Origin of the sequence: Methylobacterium sp. UNC300MFChir4.1, from assembly GCF_900110155.1 — a bacterium.
Lineage (GTDB): Bacteria > Pseudomonadota > Alphaproteobacteria > Rhizobiales > Beijerinckiaceae > Methylobacterium.
Window position 1 is genome coordinate 1 of record NZ_FOCS01000069.1, and the last position, 1,545, is coordinate 1,545.

Here is a 1,545-nt window from a genome sequence, read left to right on the forward strand (position 1 = left end):
CCGCCCGCATCCTCGCCCTGCCCGCCCTGCCGGTCTCCGCCAACGGGAAGCTCGACCCAGGACGGCTCCCCGAACCCGACTGGGCGGGCGCGGACGCCGCGGGCGGCAGCACCGGCTTCGATCCGCCGCGCGGCCAGACCGAGACGCGCCTCGCCGCCCTCTGGGCCGGCGTGCTCGGCCTCGACGCCCGACGCCTGTCGCGCCGGGACAGCTTCTTCGAGCGCGGCGGCGACTCGATCCTCGCCCTCCAGCTCGTCGCCCGCGCCCGGGAGAGCGGCCTCGCGCTGACGCCGCGGGACGTCTTCACCCACCCGCGCCTCGCCGCCCTGGCGGCGCATCTCGACGCGGCCCCGGACAGCGCGGCCGCGCCGGCCCCCCGGGTCGACCCGGCGCGCGAGGCCGGTCCGGTTCCCCTCACCCCGATCCAGCGCCGGTTCCTCGACGGTCCCGTCCCGAACCGGCAGCACTGGAACCAGGCGATCGTGCTCGCGCCCCGGGCACCCCTCGACCCGGGCCGCCTCGCTGAGGCCCTCGCGGCCGTCGAGGCCGCCCATCCCGCGCTGCGCCTGCGCTTCGCGCGGGACGCGCACGGGGCCTGGACCCAGACCTGCCGGGCACCGGAGCAGGAGCCCCCGCTGTGGCGGCGCGCGGCGGACGGTGCGCCGGCCTTCGCGGCCCTCGCCGCGCAAGCCCAGACGAGCCTCGACCTCGCCGAAGGGCCGGTCTGGCGGGCCGTGCACGTCACCCTGCCGGCGGACGGGACCGAGCGGCTCCTCCTCGTCGCCCACCACCTCGTGGTCGACGCCATGTCGTGGCGCATCCTGATCCAGGACCTCGCGGCGGCCCTCGCCGGGCGGCCGCTCGCGCCCCCACCGACGAGCTTCCCGGGCTGGGCCCGCAGCCTCGACGTCCTGGCCCGGCACCCCGGACATGCCGGACGCCGCGAATCCTGGCTGGCCGGCTGGCAGGCCGGGGGGCCGTGCCTCGATGCCGCGTTGCAGCCGGTCCGGCCCGACGCCCCCAACGTCGAATCCGCCCAGACCGAGATCGCCGACAGCCTCGACGCCGACGCGACCGACGCCTTCCTGCGCCGGGCCGGCCGACCCTACAGCGCCCGTCCCGACGAGATCCTGCTCACCGCCCTGTCGATCGCGCTGGCGCGGCGCGGCGACGGGACGGCGGTGGGCGTGACCCTCGAGCGCCACGGTCGCGATGCCGACGCCCTGGCCGACGCGCTCGCCGAACCCCTCTCAGAACCCTTCCCCGAACCCCTCTCCGACGCGCAGGACGGCCCGACCCTGCCCCGCCACGACCTGAGCCGGACGGTGGGCTGGTTCACCACGCTGGTGCCGCTGCGGCTCGATCCCCTCGGCGGCGAACCGGACCTGCCGCCGGACCTGCCGCCGGACGACGCCGCCCGCGGCCATGCCCTCGGTGCTGCTCTCTGCCGGGTCAAGGAAGCCCGCCGCGCCCTGCCCCTGCCCGACCTCAGCCACGACCTCCTGCGCCACTGCGCCGAGCCCGACCTGCGCCACCGCATCGCCG

Annotated in this window: 1 protein-coding gene; it reads left to right on the forward strand. The window is 77.9% G+C overall.

The genetic code is table 11. The annotated features are described in order from the left end of the window. Nucleotides 1–1,545, forward strand: a 1,545-nt coding sequence (locus BMY19_RS30280; protein ID WP_244535089.1) for a condensation domain-containing protein, incomplete at both ends; no start/stop codon positions are given.